Annotated in this window: 19 protein-coding genes; all 19 read right to left on the reverse strand. The window is 31.8% G+C overall.

Translation table 11 applies throughout. The features are described 5' to 3' along the window. Nucleotide 1: 1 nt before the first annotated feature. Entirely contained in the window at nt 2-1,108 is a 1,107-nt protein-coding gene (locus EG358_RS16225) for a glycosyltransferase (RefSeq protein ID WP_076562112.1), read from the reverse strand. Continuing rightward, the gene (locus EG358_RS16230; protein ID WP_228421452.1) at nt 1,105-2,205 is read right to left on the reverse strand and encodes a glycosyltransferase; all 1,101 of its coding nucleotides are present in this window, start codon (nt 2,203-2,205) and stop codon (nt 1,105-1,107) included. Before EG358_RS16230 ends, EG358_RS16225 begins: the two co-directional genes overlap by 4 nt. Continuing rightward, on the reverse strand, nt 2,195-3,079 hold the full coding sequence (locus tag EG358_RS16235) for a hypothetical protein (protein WP_076562113.1): 885 nt from the start codon (nt 3,077-3,079) through the stop codon (nt 2,195-2,197). The genes EG358_RS16230 and EG358_RS16235 overlap by 11 nt, the downstream gene beginning before the upstream one ends. After that, nucleotides 3,076-4,263: an O-antigen ligase family protein gene (locus EG358_RS16240; protein WP_076562114.1), complete on the reverse strand. Its 1,188-nt coding sequence runs from the start codon at nt 4,261-4,263 to the stop codon at nt 3,076-3,078. Before EG358_RS16240 ends, EG358_RS16235 begins: the two co-directional genes overlap by 4 nt. Before the next feature lie 43 nt (nt 4,264-4,306). After that, nucleotides 4,307-4,855 carry an acyltransferase gene (locus tag EG358_RS16245; RefSeq protein WP_076562115.1) on the reverse strand — a complete coding sequence of 183 codons (549 nt, stop codon included), beginning with the start codon at nt 4,853-4,855 and terminating at the stop codon, nt 4,307-4,309. A gap of 11 nt (nt 4,856-4,866) precedes the next feature. Beyond that, entirely contained in the window at nt 4,867-6,030 is a 1,164-nt protein-coding gene (locus EG358_RS16250) for a glycosyltransferase family protein (RefSeq protein ID WP_076562116.1), read from the reverse strand. Further along, nucleotides 6,027-7,544, reverse strand: a complete 1,518-nt coding sequence (locus EG358_RS16255; RefSeq protein ID WP_076562117.1) for a lipopolysaccharide biosynthesis protein — start codon at nt 7,542-7,544, stop codon at nt 6,027-6,029. Before EG358_RS16255 ends, EG358_RS16250 begins: the two co-directional genes overlap by 4 nt. 103 nt (nt 7,545-7,647) lie before the next feature. Next, nucleotides 7,648-8,940, reverse strand: a complete 1,293-nt coding sequence (locus tag EG358_RS16260) for a nucleotide sugar dehydrogenase (RefSeq protein ID WP_076562118.1) — start codon at nt 8,938-8,940, stop codon at nt 7,648-7,650. Between the two features lie 17 nt (nt 8,941-8,957). Further along, the gene (locus tag EG358_RS16265) at nt 8,958-11,339 is read right to left on the reverse strand and encodes a GumC family protein (protein ID WP_456236603.1); all 2,382 of its coding nucleotides are present in this window, start codon (nt 11,337-11,339) and stop codon (nt 8,958-8,960) included. Between the two features lie 19 nt (nt 11,340-11,358). Beyond that, the gene (locus EG358_RS16270) at nt 11,359-12,168 is read right to left on the reverse strand and encodes a polysaccharide biosynthesis/export family protein (protein ID WP_076562120.1); all 810 of its coding nucleotides are present in this window, start codon (nt 12,166-12,168) and stop codon (nt 11,359-11,361) included. Between the two features lie 96 nt (nt 12,169-12,264). Continuing rightward, nucleotides 12,265-14,256 (reverse strand): polysaccharide biosynthesis protein, encoded by a 1,992-nt coding sequence (locus tag EG358_RS16275; RefSeq protein ID WP_076562121.1) that lies wholly within the window; start codon nt 14,254-14,256, stop codon nt 12,265-12,267. Between the two features lie 291 nt (nt 14,257-14,547). Further along, nucleotides 14,548-14,790, reverse strand: a complete 243-nt coding sequence (locus tag EG358_RS16280) for a hypothetical protein (RefSeq protein ID WP_123890140.1) — start codon at nt 14,788-14,790, stop codon at nt 14,548-14,550. Nucleotides 14,791-14,799: 9 nt separating this feature from the next. Continuing rightward, nucleotides 14,800-17,793, reverse strand: coding sequence for a putative Ig domain-containing protein (locus tag EG358_RS16285; protein ID WP_076562123.1), 2,994 nt, complete (start codon nt 17,791-17,793; stop codon nt 14,800-14,802). A 74-nt stretch (nt 17,794-17,867) separates the two neighbouring features. Beyond that, on the reverse strand, nt 17,868-18,335 hold the full coding sequence (locus EG358_RS16290) for a regulatory protein RecX (RefSeq protein ID WP_076562124.1): 468 nt from the start codon (nt 18,333-18,335) through the stop codon (nt 17,868-17,870). Nucleotides 18,336-18,486: 151 nt separating this feature from the next. Continuing rightward, the gene (gene glyA / locus EG358_RS16295; RefSeq protein WP_076562125.1) at nt 18,487-19,752 is read right to left on the reverse strand and encodes a serine hydroxymethyltransferase; all 1,266 of its coding nucleotides are present in this window, start codon (nt 19,750-19,752) and stop codon (nt 18,487-18,489) included. Nucleotides 19,753-19,862: 110 nt separating this feature from the next. Continuing rightward, entirely contained in the window at nt 19,863-20,891 is a 1,029-nt protein-coding gene (gene arsB, locus EG358_RS16300) for an ACR3 family arsenite efflux transporter (RefSeq protein ID WP_076562126.1), read from the reverse strand. A gap of 4 nt (nt 20,892-20,895) precedes the next feature. Next, the gene (locus tag EG358_RS16305; protein WP_076562127.1) at nt 20,896-21,507 is read right to left on the reverse strand and encodes a low molecular weight phosphatase family protein; all 612 of its coding nucleotides are present in this window, start codon (nt 21,505-21,507) and stop codon (nt 20,896-20,898) included. 76 nt (nt 21,508-21,583) lie between these two features. Beyond that, a complete protein-coding gene (locus tag EG358_RS16310) occupies nt 21,584-22,057 on the reverse strand; it encodes a DUF6428 family protein (protein WP_076562128.1) in 474 nt (157 codons plus the stop codon). A 71-nt stretch (nt 22,058-22,128) separates the two neighbouring features. Beyond that, nucleotides 22,129-22,458: an ArsR/SmtB family transcription factor gene (locus EG358_RS16315; protein WP_076562129.1), complete on the reverse strand. Its 330-nt coding sequence runs from the start codon at nt 22,456-22,458 to the stop codon at nt 22,129-22,131. Nucleotides 22,459-22,479: the final 21 nt, after the last annotated feature.

The raw sequence follows: 22,479 nt of genomic DNA on the forward strand, positions 1-22,479 counted from the left end.
TTTATTGAGCGTGTTTTTTTAGTATCTCTAAATATTTTTTTGTACGATCCATACTTGTTCCAAATCGTTTTAAATTTTCTGTTCCTTTTGTAATAAGACTTTCATTTAGTTCTTTATTACAATGTATTTTTATTACAGCCGTAGCATATTCTTTTGGATTTAAAGCTGAGCAGTACAACGCTGCGTCTCCACAAATATCTCTTGCAAAACTCATATCTGAACAAACCATTGGTACTTTCATAAACATTGCTTCTAAGTAGGTCGTGGAAAAAATCTCTAATAATGTTGGCATAAAAAGAATGTTCATTTTAGTATATAATGATGGTAAATTTACCAATTCTACTTTTCCCAAATAATTAATATACATATTGTATTTCTCATCAAAATTAAAATCTTTTTTACTTGCTGAAATATGAAATTTAAAATATAAATTGCTATTAATTTTTAACATTTCATCAATTACCGAAGGAATAATATCTAAATTTTTGTGAGGATAATTAGCAGATAAACACAATATATCTAATTCTGTCTTTTGAAAAAACTCTAACTCCTGCCATCTTTTACGATTGTCAAATATGCTATTTAGGGTATTACTAACAACATATTTTTTTATTTTTTGGGAAACAAAAAATCTTTTGGCAGCGTCCTCAGTTTCAAAAATTAGAGAATCACTATTTTTCTTAAAAAGGTAAGTTTTAAGAGTGTTTATTAATTGATGTTTAACTCTTTCTTTTATACTCAATATTTTATAAAAAATACTGTCTCTGTATAAAATATAACCATAAGCAAAACCAACTACTTTTGGGAAGTTACTTTTATGATAAGAAGGACCGAATGTTGTAAAAATAACATCAGGTTTAATTGTATTTTCTATTTTTTTTACCTCTCGTTTTCTTTTTAAAATACTCAAATACTCTTTTGAATTAAGCTCATAAAATTTAAAATTAGCTGGAAAATGTTTTTTATCAATTTGAGCAGAACTATTTGGAGATTGGATAATATGATATTCGTTAGCAAGTTCCAACACAAACAAATCGTTTAAAAACGATATCGCAACTTGCAAGCCCCCGCCAGCAAATAAATTAGAATTATCAATAATTATTTTCATAAAATATTTTCTAATATTCTTACCTGATTATTTACATTCCATTTTTCATCAATCACTTTGTAGCAGTCTTCTCTTTGTACTGGATTATTAATTAAATAAGATATTTTATCTGCTAAATCTTCAATATTATTTTCTTTAAAAAACATTCCTGTTTTTTCTTCTATTATCGTTTCAAATTCTGGACCTTGGTTTGGAAAATTATTGTGAGTAATCACAGGGGTTCCATACATTAAGCTATGAATAGCTGTAAGACCAACATTTCCAGGAGAAACACATATATTCGCATTAAAAATATAATTGCCTATCTGTTCTTCATCATAACAGGCACCGACTAACCAAATAAAATCTTTTAATCCATAGCGTTCTATTTCATTTTTAAAGTCATAATCTTTGGATTCACCCAAAATCACAAAATTAACATACAGATTTTGTTGCTGTAATAAAAGCATTGCTTCAATTGCTAATTCTATTTTTTTACTTCTTTGAATTCTTCCAATATAAATAATCACCGGGTGATTGTTTTTAAAATGATCTCTATAGATATCCGATGACTTTAAACTATCTCTGACTAAAATTTGCTTTTCATAATCCAAAGAATTATAAATAGTATGTAATTTATTTTCGTCAAAACCTTCTTTTATCATTAATTCTTTAGCGTATTCTCCATATAAAAAAATTTCCGTAGCTAACCCAAAATAACATTTTTTTATTAGTTTCTTTATTGTAGTTTCTCTACCATACCACCCGTGTGTCCAGAAATAAGTTTTTTTTCCTGAAATTTTTGCCCAAACTAGAATAATCCAATTGGACAAAATCAATGGATCTCCTGTAAGAATATAATTTTCATATGGTTTAAACAATAATTTTAAACTGCCAATATACCAATAACAATTCTTGAATTTTAATGTTTTAAACTCTTTTTTAAAATTATGTAAATCTTGATAATTAAACTTTTTTATTGTGCAGCCCGGAATAGTACCAAAATAAAAATCAGCGTTCAATTCCTCGTCTATTTTTTTGTAAATAGGTAATCTATAGTGAGATGCATAGTTAAACAGACAACAGGTATTATTATTTTGCATATTCTTACTCTTCATTTACAATAAATTTAGATTCAAACTCTTTTCCATATTTTTTTATAAGGTTACTTATTTGTTGGGTATTCTGGTTTTCACCATTATTTACGCTATGTAAAGTATCATTATCCTTATACAAAATTGGCATTTGCCAATAACCGTAATCCGTTATTACAATTTTTTTATCATTAAGAACTGTCATGGCATTAAGCCAAATATCGTCTGCTAAAGGACAAGTTTCTAAAAAAATATCTTTTCTAAAAACATCTTTATATAATGAGTGTGGTGGATATAACGTCCCTGTCCCTCCCAATTGCATAACATTAAACGCTGGTTGAGTTGGTTGAAAAAATAGGCGTTTCCAATTAAGATAATTTTCTCCTATTTTTAATGCCCCTGAGTTACATAAAATATAATTCGGATATTTTTGATGAAATTCAATTAGTTTTTCAATCAAACTTTTTTCATATAAAATATCATCGTCAGCAGTAATTACAATCGAATTTGGATATTTCTGCATCGTATAATAATACTTTTTGTGAGAGCGTATATCATCTTTTGTCCAAATAATTTCAAGCCCTCTTTGCGTTTGTTCTAACAGTTTCTGTGGGAGTTTTTTGTCTGGAAACTGCAATTCGGATAGTGTTAAAACGATTTTATCCGGTTTGTGTGTTTGATTGAACATTGTTTCTATAACCATCCAAACTTTATTTATTCTTTTGGGAAAAGATGTGAGAGAAACAATAATTTTATCATCATTAGAAAGGCTATGTTTTTTCTTCAACTGAACATGTAAAGGAAAAATAAAGTTGTAGTAATTTCTTAACAAAAATCTTATCAAGGAATAAATTTTACCATACTTTCCTATTGTGTTTGCGTATAGTTTTTGTATCATTTTGAAGTATGTTTTAATTTCCGAATATTAATTATCAAAAGAACTGTTAAAAAAATCCAGATATTAACACCTAATAAATAACTACTGTTAACCACAATTACGAAAGGAAAACCTATCAATGAAAAAACAATCACAGGATTATATCGGATATTAGCATAAAATTTTCTAAAAGTTCGTATCAAAATATATACAAAATATAAAAAAATGAAGAGACCATATTGACTCAGTATTTCAGATAATAAATTATGATTTGCCCCAATGTAATTTGGAAATTTCTCTGCAACATAATTACTAAACGCATTAGGACCTATTCCTAAAAAGTAACTATCAAGAAAAGCCTGAATACTTATTCCAATCAAATCAGAACGTTCTTTATCTTCAACTCCTAATACCTCAAATCTTTTAAAAATAATAAGAGAATCTAAATCTATTGTGGGTATATAGAAAAAAAGAATCGGTATTACAAAAAATAAAAATTTTATTTTTTTTGATAAAATTAAAAATAATAGCAGTTGAATCAAAAACATTATAACCCCAGAGCGTGTACCGTTTACACTAAAAATATAAAGTATTGCTGCTAAAAAAATTAATGGAAACCACTTTTTATACAATAACATATAACTAAATAGAAATGGAGTCATCATCATTAATACCATATTATAGTTGTTATAATTTCCAAAAAACAACGAGGTATAAATGCGGAGAATATCTGTTCCTCCAACCTGAGTTCCATCTACAATGACCGTAATAAAATGTACATTTGTTTGTATCTCCCAAAACGAAAGAGGAATAGCAACAATCAGAAATAAAAAAATGCCCAAACAAACACTTTTGAAAAAATCATTACATTTTGAAGAAAGTATTATCAAATTCAAACATATCGTAATATTTATAATCCCATAAACAATTGCCAACAGAGTCTTTGTTTCAACATATTTCCCAAACACTAAAAAAAACATACTATAAATAATAAATACAATATGGAAATAGATATAAAATCTAAACGTTCTGAAATTTTTTATAGAAAGTGAATGAAATAAAAAAGAAAAAAGTATTAAACTAAAAACCCTTGTTATTTGAAAAAAACCACCATAAGCTCCTAATATTTGCGAAAAAATTAGCAGCATAAGATAAATATCAAAACGATTAAGTTTTTGAAAGTAGTTGCTTCTAGTTATTCTCATTAATCATTTTTTTAAACATTTCATGTAATAAGCTTTACCATCACTAAATTCTAGTTTTAATTATTCTTGATGGATTACCACCAATAATACTATACTCAGAGAAATTTTTACTTAAAACACATCCAGCAGCTATTATAGAACCTTTTTTAACAATTCTACCGGGTGTAAAAATTACCTGTCTACCAATCCATACATCATCTTCTATAATTGTATCTAGCTGAACTGTATTTCCTTGCTCTATCATCGGTACATCGACTCTATCAAATGAATGATTTGTAGACAAAATATAACATTCTGGTCCCATCATTACATTTTTGCCTATCAAAATATTTCCGGGAACCGTGCAATTGATTCCAATTCCAGAATTATCTCCAATTCTGAGTCTGAAACCTGAACCAAAATTGGCACCTCGTTCAATATTAACATTCTTACCACACTGTAAAAAAATTTTCCTACAGCATAAAAATCTTAGTTTTCGAAAAACACTTCCAACTATTGGACATGTTGAGCTTGGCATCCAAACTAAAAAAACTTTATATATAATAAGAAATAGCAGCTGGGATAAGCTAAACTCAATATTTCTATACTTCATATCACAAAAATTTAAATTTTATTTGATAGTAATTTTTCTAAGTCGGCATTCAGATTATCAATTACATTCTCCAATTGAAATAATTTTATAAGTGGGAACCGACCTTCATAGTTCACGTTATTTTTAATAAGAATTGCTTTCTCCATTGCATCACATATCGCATCTTGATTATGTGAACACTGCAAAATCGAATCTATATTTTTAAAAAGATGTCTCGATGGACTATTAAAACCTGTTTCTGAAATAATAATTCTGTCAACCATTAAATAATTCATGATCTTGCTTGACAAAAAGATATCATTTTCAACATCAGAATCGATATCTAAAAGTGCCGTTGCCATAGAATAATATGGTACAAGATCTACTGTAAAAGGTAAAAATAAAATCTTGTCTATAACTTCTTCTGAAAACTTATTTAAGGTTTTATTTGGTAGTGAGGAACCCACAAAAATTAGTTGCGATTCTGGATATTTTTTTAAAAGTTTATTAAATCCTTCCAACAAGTATTCAGGATTTCTAGCTCCATAGATACCTCCGGTATAAAGAAAAATATTTTTATCTGTATTACTCTTAACAGGAAGTACTTGAAACGATCCAAATGCAGGTGTAAATATTACCCCAGAAAAAATTTTCTTTTTACTTGACACTATATTTATCTGATAATTGAGCATTTCTCTATTTGAAGAAAATAATGCATCAGCTTTTGACAAATATTTCTTTATCATTTTTTTTAATGCAATGTAGAATAAATCTTCAGGCATCCAGCTCGTTGGGGCAGGAATTGCATCCACAGTGTATACCGCAAGTTTTGTCTTCAATAGTTTGCTAATGACTGAACCAGCTATTAATCCCTCATAGTGCCCAAATGAAACTAATCCTAAAACAAGGTCATATTTTTCTCTTTCTTTTAGAATTCTTCTTTTCGCTCTTAATGCCCAAATAAAATTGATAGGATTAACTTTAAAGATTATCATAAAAATCTTTAATAATTTACCGCTTAAAATTGGGTTAGTAATTTTAATAATTTTTTTTATATTCGATAAATCTATAGAGGGTGCATAATCACTTACAATTAAGTCGACATCATGACAGGACGAAAGTCCAAAGAGTAATCTTTCAAATACAATTCCAGGTGCTGTCTTACCTACATTCTTCGTAATTATTAAAATCTTCATAATTGTTTATTCAAAAAAGTACGAATTTTTGAGAATACAAATTTCTTCTCAACCGAATCAAGACCTAAAGAAAGTACAGAAATTAGAATACTGATTACTGCAATGATAAAAATTATTAAAAAATTAAAAATCCCTTCTTGCAAATAAACACTAACATAGTAAGGAATTATCCACGAAAATATCGCCACTATTAATATTCTAAAAACTACTTTTTTAAGATATTCGGTAACAGGAAACTTCATGTTAAGATGCAGAATAAACAGTCGTGCAAACAAAGCAAGAGCTGAAAAGAATATGGATATTGATATTGTGATTTCCGGAGAATATCCTAATCTTAAAAATAGATATGAAAAAGGCACATTCAAAAGCAGAATTCCGCTTACAAGAATTTGATAGCGCTTAATATTGCCCGTCGCCTGTACTAAAATATGCAAAGGTCCGGATAACGAGGATATCAGCAAATCTACGATTATTAGTTGTGTAAAAATAACACTGTATGGTGGTACAACCTTTAACCACCACATCAATATAGATTCTGTCTCAATAATTAAAGGTATTGAAAAGATTAATAATAGGTATATTGATAATTTTGATGATGAAAAAACTAAATCGAATGCTTGTTTATATTCATTTCTAGCGTAGTTTTTTGTTATTACAGGTGCTAGAACTATCTGAAAATTTGTAATAAGGCTGCTTACGGCTCCTTGTATCTGAAAGGCGATACCACGAGATGCATTCACAACAGTTCCAAAAAAAATATTGAGAAATATGTTTATACCTTGTGAATATCCTACACCGGCAACCACACCAAAAAGATTCCATCCTGCAAAATCACCCATTTCTTTCATTAGATCAGAATCCCATTCAAATCTATTTTTTTTACTTTCATCAAAAGATAGACTACAGTAGATTTTTTCCGATATTTTTATTAATACAGAAACTATTAACAATAGACATGAGTACACAATTAGTTTATCATAATCTATCAATAATAACATAAAAACCACTACTAACTTTAAAGCTACTTCAGCAATACCTAACAATGCAAAAACATTCATTTTTTCATTAGCAATTATCACTGCATTATAAGGAACAAAATATACAGAAACAACGAATGAGATGACAGAAAATTGATATACCCAATTTGAAGCAATCATTCTATCATCTGGAATATTAAGTTGTGTATTTAGGAACCATAATCCAATAGATTCAGCAAGTAATAAAATTACAACTGCGATAATTAGATGAATTGTAATGCTGATATTAAAAATTTTCTTAAGGCCGGCAAGATTATCTTTCGCCTTTTCGTACGTTAAAAATCTTTGGGTAGAGGCAGTCATGGCATTATTTAAAAAACCAAACATAACAATAACGCCGGCAACTATATTGTATACACCAAAATCTACAATTCCCAAGGTATTAAGAACTATTCTAGATGTGTATAATGTCACTACCATCGATAGTAACATTCTAAAATAAAGCATTAAAGTGTTTTTGGCAATTTTACCCTGCATCTTCTTAAATTAAAATTGCTGAATAACAATCTTGTAGTATTATATATTATAATTTGGTATTGCTTATAATTTATTAAATAAACTATTCATCAAATTAAAATCATTATAGTCTAGCATCTACCAGACTTCTATCAATACAAGCTTTAGTATCAAAGACCACTGAATTATTATTTTTAATGGTATTTAAGTCCATTTTCAAAAACTCGTCATGCGCAACTGCTATAATTACAGAATCATACTTTTTGCCTACTGTAAGAGCATCAAGTATATCAATTCCGTATTCATGCTTTACTTCTTCCTTACTTGCCCACGGATCATATATATCTACATTTACTCCATAGTCTTTCAATTCATTATAAATGTCTACAACTTTGGTATTTCTTACGTCCGGACAGTTTTCTTTAAAGGTAATTCCTAAGATTATTGCATTTGAATTCTTGATAACACCACCTTTAGCAATTTGAAGCTTAACAACTTTAGAAGCTACAAACTTTGCAATAGAATCATTGACGCGACGTCCTGATAAGATGACATCAGGATGATATCCAAGTTGCTCTGCTTTATGAGCTAAATAATATGGGTCAACAGAAATGCAATGCCCACCGACCAAGCCTGGCTTATACTTTAGAAAGTTATATTTTGTACCTGCAGCCTCTAGCACATCATGGGTATCGATACCAATTCGGTCAAAAATTAAGGCTAATTCATTCACAAAAGATATATTAACATCGCGCTGTGCATTTTCAATAGCTTTTGATGCCTCTGCTACTTTAAGGCTTGGAGCTTTATGAGTACCCGCAGTTATAATTTTTTTGTATAGTTGATCTACTTCCTCAGCAATTTCTTCAGTTGATCCAGATGTAACCTTTTTCACACTTGTGAGTGTATTTATTTTATCTCCTGGATTGATTCTTTCGGGAGAATATCCAACAAAAAAATCTTCATTATACTTTAATCCTGAATATTGTTCAAGAATCGGCACACATTCTTCCTCTGTACAACCAGGAAAAACTGTAGATTCATAAATAATTATATCTCCTTTTTTAATGATTTTCCCGAGCATCCTGGATGCCGATATCAATGGTACTAAATCAGGAGCATTATATTTATCTATTGGTGTAGGAACTGTGACAATATACACATTGGAATCTGAAATATCTGATATTTCACTCGTAGCTCTATATCCAAGTTTACCGTTGGATTTTGAATATGTACTAAGACTATTATTAAGCTTGCTTAAGTCAGCTTCCAAAGTTATATCATTTCCATTATTAAGCTGTTCAACTCTTTGAGGATTAATATCATATCCTAATACAGAATAATGATCTGAAAATTCCAAAGACAATGGTAGACCAACATATCCCTGTCCAATAACAGCTATTTTATACAATTTCATGTTCTATTTAGAATTAATTATTTTTTTAAAAATCTCGCTAAAAATCCTTTTTTTGAATCTGCCACATATCCATAGCCATATTTATAACCATAACCATAACCACTATTCATCTTACTCACATCGTTGAGCACCATCCCCACATTTTTAATTTTCTTATCTTTAATTTGTTTATTGATAAAACTTATCAGTTCTTTTTCAGTATAACCAGAACGGGTAACATATACTGTAATATCTGCTACATCAGCAATTAAAAATGAATCTGTTACCAACATTAATGGAGCAGTATCCAATATTATATAGTCATACATTGGTTTTAAACTCTCAACGAGTTCCTGATATCTTCCGTTTGATAATAATTCTGTAGGATTTGGAGTAATAGCACCTGAATAAATCACATCGCAATACGGATTGAATGAAGTGGGATGAATAATTTCTGAAACATTCATCTGGTCATCATACATAAATTCTGAAAGACCAATCAATCCTCTTCTGCTTTCATTATATCTCTGTAACTGTGGATTTCGAATATCTGACCCAATAATAATTACCTTTTTCCGCGGTGTTGCCAATGTAAGCGCTAAATTAACAGAGGTAAATGTTTTTCCCTCACCTTTAACTGTAGAGGTAACAAAAATCACATTGCCTTTTTTGTTTTTTGGCAACATAAAATTAATGTTGGTAATTAAAATTCTGAACGCTTCTGCTAAAGGAGATAAATCATTAAGTTGAACAATTTCAGGATCGCCTTTTTGTAAAGACGGAAGCTCTCCAACTACAGTTCCTCCATCAAGCAGTTTTTCAAGATCTTGTTTAGTTTTAATTTTATTGTTAAATAATTCTAGAAGATAAATAATGGCAAAAGGAATTAGCAACCCTATAATCAATGCTCCGAGATAAATAATCATTTTTTTCGGAGAGACCGGAACAGGGTTCGTTAAAGCATCGTCAACAATTCTAGCTTTTGGAGCAGCAATTGCCAATGATATAGCAGCTTCCTCTCTTTTTTGAAGTAATAATAAATAAAGCTGTTCTTTAATATTTTGCTGTCTTTCAATACTACGGAACATTTTTTCCTGAACCGGAATTTTAGAGATTCTATTTGATAATCTATTTTGCTCACCCGTAATTGTTCCAATTGAAATCTGAAATGCAGATTGACTTTTTTGTAAGCTCTGAATTACTGAGCTACGCATGCTGTTTATCTGACTGGTAATATTCTGAACAACCGGATTGACTGTCGTGGAACTCTCAAGTAATCTGTTTCTATCAATGACCAACTGATTGTACATTGCAATATTAGATGTGATATTCTGATCTGTAAGACCTACATTAAGCGGTAAAACCTGATATGTTCCCTGTTTGCTGATAGAATTCAATAAACTATTTATCAACTCAAGCTGAGATTCATTCTCCAATTGTTTTTGACGGGTATCTACTGCTGTTTTCAAAGATAATTCAGCTTCAGTCTGAATATCTGCGATATTGTTCCGAAGCTTAAAATCTTCTTTCTGAGACTCTACGGTACCTAATTCTTTACTGATGAGGTTAATACGCTCATCAATAAAACTAGCTGTTTTTTGTGCTTCAGAGTTCTTATCTAAAATTGCTTCACGGTTATAATTTACAGCAAGCTTATTTAAAATATCGACCGATTTGTCAGAAATAGGATCACTGATTGAAATTTTAAGAACTGTAGCCTCCTTTTGTACCAAATTTACATTGAGTTTCGCAAGATAGTATATTGCCCTGTCCATTCCTGACATAAATTGCAGTCTGAACTGTGCAGTTGATTTTTCTGATGTAGTTGATTTAAATTTGGGATTTTTCTGGAACATTACCACACCAAAAGGCATTGTAACCGATTTATTGAATTCAGTTTGAATATCTTTCTTGAAACTCTCAGATTCAATGATGATTTTATTGCCTTTTACTTTAGCGATAACTTCTGTTTTCGGATATTTAGCTTTTTTCTTTTCGCTGATAATCCTTACTAGAAAAGGAGAAGTTTCTTTATATAATTCGCTATCTTTTATATTTCCTTTAGAATAAATATTAGTTTCTAGTGCTAATTCTCTTACTACTGAGAGCATCAGTTTTTTAGACTTCAGAATCTCAATTTCATTGTCTACTGAGTTGGTACCCATCCCTCCAATACCACTTAATTCTGAAATCACAGACATATCAGGCTGGCCTGCTGCTGATTTTTTAACTTCTTTAATTAATAAGGTTGATTCTGTGCTATACACCGGAATGCTGTATCTTAAAAAGAACCATGCGACAATAACGGCTACAATAGCACCTATGATAAACCAATACCACCGATGAATGTAAGGTTTAACAATTTCCCTGATATTTAAAGACTCTTCCTGAATCTCATTTTGCATTTGATTATAATCCACTATAAAGAATTCTCTTAAATTAATTTTTTGTAAGAGCCAAAACCCCAATCACTAAAGAAGCAATAACTGATGCAACCGAAATGTACAATCCTGTATTTGGATCAATTCGTGCTGCCTTTTCTCTATTCGCATTAGGCTGCACATAGATCATATCATTTTGCTTAAGGTAATAGTATGGTGAATTTATAAACTGCGCACTCGTCAAATCTATCCTTTCTTTTGTGATCTTTCCATCGACATTTCTTACGACCAATACATTTGTTCTGACACCATATACAGTAAGGTCTCCAGCTAGACCCAAAGCTCCCAAAAGTGTTGTACTTCCGTCGGGAATAACATAAGTTCCTGGTCTTGTAACCTCTCCTAAAACAGCAACTTTAAAATTTATTAATTTTAAATCTACATCTGGATTTTTGACATATTGTGAAATGAGATTAGTTAATTTGGCCTTCATCGTTTCTACATCTTCATTTTTTGTACTTACAGTACCAATTTGCGGAAATGTAATATTCCCATCTGTATCTACAATATATGTAGGTCCTGAAACAGGAAGCTGCTGAGGAAGATTATTTGAACTTGGATTAGAATACTGTGTTATTGTTGCACTTGAAGAATAAGTTTGGTTAAATGGCTTTACCACGTCCATATCTTTAGCTGTCACAGTAATAATTAATTTATCACCAGGCTGTAATGTACTCCTACTGTTTTTAATCGAATTATCTAATGCGACACTTTCAATATCTTGCATATAGTTAATTTCCTGTCTTGGTGTACATGAGGCTATCGCTAAGCCAACTACACTGTAAATAAAATATTTTTTTAAAATCATTTCTGAAAATTTTTCACAAAAATAGGTTTATTATTTTTTAAATAGATTTTTTAAACTATTGTTTAATTCGTTTTAACGATTATTAACAAATATGATTCAATTATTACTCAATTGAATGCTTGGGCTTTGGTCACTCATCACAATAATGTCATTGTCTTTTATGTCTAAAAGCTCAAACTCTGAATTATTACTTATAAATTCCGGAACAATTGCTTTCAAAAGGGTGACTACCTGTATCTTATCTCTTTTAACTGCAGATTTTATAATTTGTTTGCATAATAAATCAATCTCTTCAAATCCCAAATAAGGATCTTTAGAAATCATAATTTTCTCATGATGTGTAGGAACTGTAGTTGCATTATTACTCAATAGTTCCTCATAAAGTTTCTCGCCGGGTCTTAAGCCAATAAATTTAATTTTAATCTCTTCATCGGGAATATATCCTGATAACTTTATCATTCTTCTTGCAAGATCTAATATTTTCACAGGCTCGCCCATATCAAAAACATAAATTTCACCACCATCTCCCATAGTCCCTGCCTGAAGTACCAGCTCGCACGCTTCAGGTATCGTCATAAAATAACGTATAATATCGGGATGCGTGATAGTAACGGGACCACCCTTTTCGATTTGTTTTCTAAAATGCGGAATCACTGATCCATTTGATCCTAACACATTTCCAAAACGCGTAGTAATGAATTTTGTTGTATTGCCTTCCGTATTCTGTAAAGACTGCACAAAAAGCTCAGCCGTTCTCTTTGAGGCACCCATTACATTGGTAGGGTTTACGGCTTTATCTGTAGAAACCATTACGAAACGGTTTACTTTATATTTTTTTGAGAGCAGTGCGACATTCTTTGTCCCTAATACGTTTACGAAAATGGCTTCATGCGGATTTTCTTCTATTAAAGGCACATGTTTATAAGCCGCTGCATGATAAACCATTGAGAAATGATAGAGTTCAAATATTTTTTCAAGCCTGTAGGAATTGGAAATATCCGCTAAGACAAATTTGAATTTCTGATCAGGGAATTTTTCGAGCAATTCAAGTTCCAATTCGTATAAAGGAGATTCTGCCTGATCAAGCACAATAATCAGCGAAGGACTAAACTGAGCGACCTGACGCACAATTTCGCTACCGATAGAACCTGCTCCACCTGTTACCAGCACGCTTTTCCCAGCATGCCTTCTTGTAACCTCTTCGTTTTCTATTTTTATAGGTCTCCGATTCAACAGGTCTTCTATTTGCAGCTGACGAATTCCACCGACCAAATCAGAATCACGCATTTTACTCAATGTAGGAGCTTTCAAAACTTTCAGTCCGTGGTCTAAAGCCAACGTCATCCATTCTTCGAGCTCTTGTTTTGACATAATCTCTTTAATAATCAAAACTGCATCAAATTTGTCGGTTATATTTTTATTCTTAAAAAAATAGTCACTATTATAGATTTTATGTCCCAGCAGAACTGCTTTGTTAGAATCTGATCTTTTCGTTACGAAACCCTCTAACCTATAAGGATAATTAGGATTATGAAGTATTGCTCTTGCTAAAGAAACAGATGCATCACTTATCCCCACAACTGCCACTCTGGTTTTTGACGAAGCCCCTTTAATATCAATTAAAATATTAAAAAATTGCTTGGTAACCATTCTGAAGAAGAACATCAGCGAAATCGAAATAAAAAAGTAAAGAAATAAAGTAGGATATAAATAAAGTGGTTTATCAAACAGAAGCTCTATAAAAAAATTTAAAAATATTAATGTTACTAAAGTGCTGCCTGAAGATAAAACAATCTTAAATAAATCAAAAAAAGTAGAATGTCTTATTATACCTGCGTATGTTCTAAAAACAAACATAAACAATAAATTAACCGCAATAAGTATTATTCTTTTTTCTAAACGATGATTGGGGAAATTGACCTGTACGCGCAGTCTATCTAGAAGTATATATGCCAAAAATATTGATAGAAGTATAATTGAAATATCAATAATAATGACAATCCATCGCGGTATATATCTTAGCTCTGTGAGTTTTACAATATTATCCCCTTTATACAACGCACTAAAAGCATCATCCAGCTTTTTCATCCAACATTTTGATATTTTGATTATTCCGCAAATATAATGATATTATTTTTATAAAAAAATCAGTTTAAAAATATATTTTCATTTACTTAATACCCATATACTTAAAATTTAAAAGAATAATCTACCACATTCAAAATGAAATAGATAAATATTTAACACAGTTTCTTATCTTAAAACTATTTTTAGTTTGAAATTTAAGATAAATGAGACTTAATTTAATTTATTGTTATAAATAAGAAAATCTTCCGGAAGTAATTCCGGAAGATTAAATTAATAATAAAATGACTATTCTTAAGCTGTCTTCTTCTTATTTGCACACGCTATTGCTAAGCCAACTGCAATTATTAAAAGTACCGGAATATAATCATCGATAGGTGCTAATCCCGGATCACCCGGATTTGCAGGCAAAATATCTTCTTCTTGCAGCTCGGTAGTATCAGTACCATTATCATATATAAATGGATTATCCGAAGATTCCTGTGCAAAAACAAATCCTGACAATACCATCACAAACATTATTATAATCTTTTTCATAATTCTTTCTTATTTAATTATTTTTTTTGTGTACTCTTTACCTTGTGATAATGCCTTCAAGATATAAACACCTTTAGAAGAAAGCTGTACACGAATTACTTTAGAATTCTCATTAATTGTCTGGATTTTTCTTCCAGCTGCATCAAAGATTTCTACTTTTTCAACATTTTTATCGTTTCTTACAACGAAATCCTGACCGTCTCTGAAAACTTCAAAAGCATCTTTTTTAATTTCTGCAGTTGCCAAAACATTGAGCTTATAAACAATCTCGAATCTATCAGCAGTTTCTCCTGCGTTTGCACTAAATGTATAGGCACTATTCTGAAGGTCTGTGTAGGCACCTGTTATTTTATCATGCAGATAAACTGCCTGTCCGTTATTAAACAATCCTTCTTTCTGTACTAAAGCAATCGTAAAGTTTCCGTTTTGGAAATGCTTAAGTCCTACAGGAACTACATCATTGATATCAAAACTTGCTTTCCCTTGAATAATTAATTTTTGTGAATCTGCTAAGGTATAGAACCCGTCAGAACCCATTCCTATCGCTTTAGAATCATAATTATCGAATGAATCTGAAGCTCCGTCTGTATAATCTACTGCAAAAGTATTGTTGGTATTGTATTCAGAATTTAGTCTTAACCAGAATTTGCCTTCGGTTGCAGAATTATTTTTATTGAAGAAAGTACCATTTGTAGCACCTCTCATTTCATTATTAAATGTCAAAGAAGTATCAACAGATGTATTTAAAGTTTTAACAATAAATCCCTGACCAATATTTGCAACCGCACCTGTCGGAACAACGGCAGTTCCTCCATTACCATTTGGAGCAGGCACCCAGGTAGGATTTGCACCGTTAGCAGCATTGAATGTAGCATATCCATAATTTGTAGTGGTAGCACCGTTTTGAAGCGTTACATTCGTGCTTTTGTTATCCCAGAAATAGAATGTGCTTGAAATTCTTGCTGCGTTAGCGGTATAGAAAGCACCTAAACTTAAGCTTGAAGGATACGGGTTACCAATTAAGTTAAAGCCGTTCCCAGAAGTCGCTAATGTATAAGTCTGCGTTCCGGTATTTGGAGTTCCTTCAAAAACTAAAGCAGCATTGGCAACCGGAGTTTTAATCGAGTAAGCTTTCGCAAATACAGAAGTTGTAGAAGCTGCATTTACATAAGAATCTGTAGCCGTATCATATACTGTAATAAACGCTGGTGTTCCAGTTGTATACATATTAGTTAAATTTTGATCAACGACAGGTGAAGACCAAAATGCATATTTATTAACTTCGCTTGTTCCGTTTTTCAATGCTTTGAAAGCCCCTGTATAAGATAAAACAGAGCCGTCTTTCTGAATTAGGTTACCGCCATCTTCTACCGTTACATCTACAGCTGAAATTGTATTATTTGAAGTAAGTTCTAAAACTCCACCGTTTTTAATGGTGATATTTTTAGCTGTGAAAGATGGTTGTGACACAGTAGAATAAGAACCTGTAATAATTACATCTTTAGCATCTGGAGCTCCGTTTGACCAAGAAGTACCGTTCCAAATTGTGGTTTCTATTCTTTTGAAAAGTTCCAAATCATAATAACCTGAAATATTTGTAGTTGAATATTGTCCAAATACTGAACCGTTATACCACAAAGCTCTTCCTGTTTGACTTACGTTAGTAAATCTAAATAAATTACTTACAGTGTTCGCTTGCCATTTTTGTCCACTTCCTGAAACACTTGTTGCTAATGAAATATTTGTATTACTTCCACCTCCAGAAACGTATCTATCAATTGATTCGTTGTAAATAGTTTTAATATTTCCAGCATCTGTTTGTATTTTCCAAACAATATTTACAGAAGGATTTGTAATAACATTGTTAATTGCCGAAACATTTGATGCTGACAGCTTACTGCTGGAAATACTATTTAACATTGCATTACTTGTATCTCCAACAAAAACGTAATAACCATCTGTTAAATCTAATAATGATGTAATTTTTTCAAATCTTCCTACACCGTTATATGTTATCGGATCTGCTGCAACTGTTAAAATAATTTGTTGACTGAAAGAATTCCAGTCATTATTTCCAGGTTGCGTAGCAGTTATATTTGTTGTTCCAACTCCAGCTATTGTTATTGTATTTCCTGATATTGTCGCTACAGAAGGATTTGAGCTCATATATGTTATCGGTAAATTTGCTCCATCTGTATTTGCAGAAAAAGTAAAAGATGGGCTACTGACAAACTTTGTTTGATTTGCAAAACCATTAATTGTTTGGTTTCCTTTATTTATTGTAAAAGAAATAGCAGCTGGATTCGAAGTTCCAATTGAATTTGTGGCTGTAATATTAGTTGTAAAAGAGCCTGCAGAAGTTGGTGTACCAGAAATTTCACCTGTTACTGTATTTAAAGTCAATCCCGAAGGTAAGTTACTTCCACTTATTAATGTATAAGATGTTGGACCTTCTGTTGCTTGAATCAATTCTGTAAAAACTGTTCCAACCGATCCTGTAAATGAAGACGCAGTAACTATTGGAGGATTACTTGTAGGTGTTTGATAAGTAACTTCTACACCAGATAATCTAAGCTGGTTTGCACCTCCACCTGTACCTGTGTTCGCATTATTCAATCTTAAACTCGAAGAAATTGTTCCAGTTATTTCATAAGTAGAAGAAGAAGCCATTGAAACAGCAGTTCCTCCATTAATTGAATATCTGATAGGTTGTGTTTGAGTGGCAAAAAATTTAACTTTTGTAATAACAATTCCATTTGTTGGGGTTATTGTTACTGAACCACCACCATTTGCCCCACCAGGATAAAGACGTAAACCATCAGTAAAAATTGCTGGCGCCGTGCTTGAACTATTCTGAGCCGATGCGAACGAAATATTAGAAGTTATATTTCCCGATGTTGCAGCAAAGGTGTGCTGAATCACTTGCCCCCATCCCCACACCGAGAAAAGAGCCATCAAAAACGCATATATCGCTTTTGATTTACATTGTAATTTTAAATCCATAAATTATTTTTTTTTCGTCAGACAAAACTATGTCTTTAAGAAAAACTCAATAAAAACTTAAAATTACGATTACATTAATTTTCAATTATCTGTAAAATACTTTCATATTCAAAGCCTCTACTTAATAGATATTTAATAGTTTTTGATTTTTTTTGATAATTCTGCAAACCGCTTAACTTTGAACTATAATTATCATAAATTCTATGAAGTGTCTTTTGGTAATCTTCTTCATCAATTTCATCAAAACAGGTAGAGATTAGTCTATCATTAATCCCTTTTTGCTTTAAATGCATTTTAATTTTTGTTTTTCCCCAGCTTTTAATATAAAATTTTCCTCGAATATAACTTCGGGTGAATCTTTCTTCATTCAAGTAATTTTCTTTCATCAAGTATAGAAGAATCTCCTCTTTCGCTTCGGGAATTAAAACAAATTCCCGCATTTTTTGCTCAACCTCAGCATGACAACGATCCTGATACACACAATAGTTGACCAGTTTCTGTTTGGTTTCTTCAAATGTAAAAAGCTTTTTATCGGGCTGCATAGTTTGGTTGATAGTTGATAGTTGATAGTTGATAGTTGATAGTTGATAGTTCAAAATTACAATTTGCAAAAAAGAGGCACAAAATATTTGCACCTCTTTTTGTTTTATATTGAAAAGCCAAAAGCAAATTGCTATCAGCTTAAAGCAATTCTTAATAATTGAACAAAGCTTTACCTTCCATCAATCCGTTTACTTTTTTTCTAACGTCTGCGATTACTTCTTCATTTTTGATGTTGTCTACTACTTCAGAAATTAATTCTGCAATGGTATTCATATCATTTTCTTTAAGACCTCTTGTCGTGATCGCTGCAGTTCCTAATCTGATACCAGAAGTAGTGAACGGAGATTTATCATCAAACGGAACCATATTTTTATTACAAGTAATATCCGCTTTTACTAAAGCTTTTTCAGTTTCTTTTCCGTTTACGCCCTTGTTTCTAAGGTCAACCAACATCAGGTGATTGTCTGTACCTCCACTTACAATATCAAAACCTAAATCTACCATCGCTTTTGATAAAGCCTGAGCATTAGATTTAACCTGTTTTGCATAAGTTAAGAACTTATCGTCTATAGCTTCACCAAAAGCAATTGCTTTACCAGCAATCACATGCTCCAACGGCCCACCCTGAATTCCTGGGAAAACAGCTCCGTCAAGAACCTGACTCATTTGCTTGATTTCTCCTTTTGGAGTTTTGTGTCCGTACGTATTTTCAAAATCTTTACCCATCATGATCATCCCTCCTCTTGGACCTCTTAAAGTCTTGTGAGTCGTCGTGGTAACAACATGACAGTGTTCGAATGGAGAATTTAATAATCCTTTTGCAACCAAACCTGCAGGATGTGCAATATCTGCCCAAAGTGTCGCACCGATCTCGTCTGCAACCTCTCTGAATTTTGCATAATCTAAATCTCTTGAATACGCCGAGAAACCAGCAATTAACATTTTTGGTCTTTCTCTCAACGCTACTTCTCTCATTTGGTCATAATCGATTAAACCAGTTTCCTGCTGTACTCCGTAAGAAACTACGTCATACTGAATTCCTGAAAAGTTAACTGCAGAACCATGAGTAAGGTGACCTCCCATAGAAAGATCCATCCCCATGATTTTATCTCCAGGTTTCAACACTGCCAAATAAATTGCTGCATTTGCCTGAGAACCAGAATGCGGCTGAACATTTACATAATCAACCCCGAAAAGCTGTTTTGCTCTGTCGATTGCCAATGTTTCAACCTCATCTACTACTTCACAACCTCCGTAATATCTTTTTCCCGGATATCCTTCTGCATATTTATTCGTCAATACACTTCCCATTGCTTTCATTACATTTTCAGAAACAAAGTTTTCTGAAGCAATAAGCTCTAATCCGTGGGATTGTCTTTCTCTTTCTTTTTCGATAAGGTCAAAAATAATGTCCATTTATTCTTAGATTTTTAGATTTTGAACCCCAAAAATACGGAATTTAGTATAGATTTAAGTATTTACTACAATGATTTTTACACTTAAATCTTTACTTTTTCAATTTAATTTTAATAGAATTTTCTCTTTAACCACAAACTGGCTCTTACCAATAAAATCAACACCGGAACTTCTATCAAAGGACCTATAACGCCAACGAAAGCTTGTGCAGAATGAATTCCGAAGACAGAAATGGCAACGGCAATCGCCAATTCAAAATTATTTCCTGTAGCTGTAAATGATATTGAAGCATTTTTATCATAAGAAACATTCATCACTTTATTAATTAAAAAACTTACTAAAAACATCAATACAAAATAGATAACAAGAGGAATTGCTACTTTCAAAACATCCATCGGAAGTTCAACAATTTTATCACCTTTTAAGCTAAACATCAATACAATGGTGAATAATAAAGCATACAATGTAATCGGAGAAATCTTTGGTACAAATTTCCTGTTGTACCATTCTACACCTTTTAATTTTACTAAAAAATAACGTGTTAAAAATCCTGCCAAAAATGGAATCCCAAGATAAATTAAAACACTTTGCGTTACATCTTTCATGGGTACAGAAACATTGAAACTACCCAATCCTAATTTTTGTGGTAAAACATTGATGAACAACCATACAAAAAAGCTGTAAGAAAAAATTTGAAACACACTGTTCAAGGCGACCAAAAGTGCAGCATATTCCCGGTTTCCTTTCGCTAAATCATTCCAGACGATTACCATTGCAATGCATCTTGCTAAGCCAATCAAGATTAATCCAATCATATAATCCGGTTCATTTTTCAGGAAAATAATGGCTAGAATAAACATTATAATTGGACCAATAATCCAATTGAGCAGCAATGAAAGTGATAATACTTTCTTATCTTTAAAAGCTATTGGCAATAGCGAATAATCTACTTTTGCAAGCGGTGCGTACATCATCAAAATTAAACCGATTGCTAACGGAATATTGGTACTTCCGACCGAAAGCGAATTCGTAACGGATGAAATATTAGGAAATAAAAAGCCTAAACCTACTCCGATTGCCATCGCCAGAAAAATCCACAGAGTAAGATACCGGTCGAGAAACCTGAGTTTGGGTTGCATTCAATTATTTTTTAATTAAAGAAAAAACATACAGACATTCCATCGCAATTTGGTTGCTTTTTTCGGTATATTTTTCATCCTGAAGAATAGAATTGTCGTAAGATTTTGGGTCAAAGTAAGTCGTCCCGATTCTTAAATCACACCCGGGAATAAACGGGCAGTTTTCATCTGCATCTCCGCACATCATTACTGCCGCAAAATTTTCTTTAGGCAAGGTTTCATCGTCAATGGTTTTTGAAAAACAAAGATTCGATTTATTCTCTCCAAAAATAACTTTGTATTTAGGATTGAGAGTTTCGTCCATTTTTTTTACTTCAAGCCCTGATGAAATCAATGCATTAATAGCATTTTTATTAAAAGATGTCGCTTCTGTACCTGCAGAAAAAGTGTTAACATTAAAACCATAAAAATCGGCAGCGACTTTTGCCCAAACTTGCCCCAAATGACTACGGCGGGAATTATGCGTGCAAACGTATACCAAGTTGATTTCTTTGCCTGAATTTAATTTCTCCTGAATATGACTCGCTAGTTTTTCTAACAGAACTTTTCTTTCAGGATTAATTTCTTTAAAATTTTTGCTGATGATTTCGCAACGTTCTTTAATTTCTTGTTTCATTTCGAATTTAAATTATATTGTTATGCCACGAATACACGAATCCTTCTAATATTCGTGCATTCGTGGCTGGAAAAAACTAGCAACATCCACTTCCGGGTTCACAAGAATTACCTGAATCTGAAGTTAATTCTGACAAATTTTTCTTTTGTTTTTCTGAAGGAATTCCGCAAGCATCCTGAGCCAGACAAGCTGTAGTTTTATTTACTAAAACAAAGTGATTACCGTTGAACTCTAAATCATATTTTCCTATCGTTTGAGATTGATATTCTACTTCAATTTCTAAATCTTCAATACCTAATTTTTCTTCGGAAAGGTTTATGATATGTAAAAGTTTTATCGGCTTTAGACGGTGTTCAAAATCATCAGCATTCCATAGCTGGAAATTGACTACTTTTTCTGTACGAATCACTCCGCCACAGTCGATAAAGTTTTTGGTAATCTGCCCGACTTCTGTTACGTGAAAATGTTCGGGTACAAAATTTCCGTTTTCCAGTTGAAATTCTACATTTTTTAATGATGGTAAAATTTCTTTAATCTTTGAAAGTTTCATATAAAGTATATTTAATTAAATACATATTGTAATATTGCTATATAACGATGATGATAAATAAAAAAATGTCTTTAACAGCATGATTCTGATTGAATGTCCTGAGTAAAAAACAATCCTAATTCAGTTTGCATCGTTTTCCAGACTTCGTCATCAATACAATAGCAAACCGACTTTCCTTCGATAGAGCCTTTGATGATTCCTATATTTTTCAGTTCTTTTAGATGTTGTGAAATGGTAGCCTGCGCCAAACCCAATTCCTCCACCAGATCATTGCAGATGCAAGCTTTTTGGTTGATAATATGTTGCAAAATCGCAATCCTTGCAGGATGACCCAAAACTTTGAAAAGCTTAGCTAATCTGTTTTGTTCTTCACTAAAAATTTCTGTCTTTGTAAGCCCCATATTTCATTTTTAATATTGCAA

Source organism: Chryseobacterium indoltheticum, from assembly GCF_003815915.1.
Classification (GTDB): Bacteria; Bacteroidota; Bacteroidia; order Flavobacteriales; family Weeksellaceae; genus Chryseobacterium; species Chryseobacterium indoltheticum.